Genomic DNA, 284 nt, shown 5'->3' with positions numbered 1-284 from the left:
GGTCGGGAATCTCGCCGGCCGCCTCGCGCCGGGCCAGGTCACGCAGGGCCAACGCGTGGTTGCCGGAGACCCCGCAGCTGCGCAGGCCGGGGTCGTCGATGCGTGCCAGGGTGTCGGCGTGCAGGCGGGTGCTGCCGAGGGCGGTCTCCACCCGGCCCACGATGGTGGAGGCGGCCTTGCCGCTGAGCTGCTGGACCAGGATCGCGCGGGCCAGGGCATCGACCGGGTCGAAACTGCGCGTCCAGCCGGGCGGCGCCGCCACCGGCCCGGGCCGCTTCATCCAA

1 pseudogene is annotated in these 284 nt (G+C 75.7%); it reads right to left on the bottom strand.

The window, feature by feature from the left end:
• A pseudogene (locus ACQG3P_RS19395) lies at positions 1–284 on the bottom strand (DNA-3-methyladenine glycosylase 2 family protein); the annotation flags it as partial.

Origin of the sequence: Stenotrophomonas sp. SrG (genome assembly GCF_050031795.1) — a bacterium.
Taxonomy (GTDB): domain Bacteria; phylum Pseudomonadota; class Gammaproteobacteria; order Xanthomonadales; family Xanthomonadaceae; genus Stenotrophomonas; species Stenotrophomonas rhizophila_A.
Note: the sequence above shows the minus strand (reverse complement) of the source record. Positions and strands in the feature narration are given on the sequence as shown.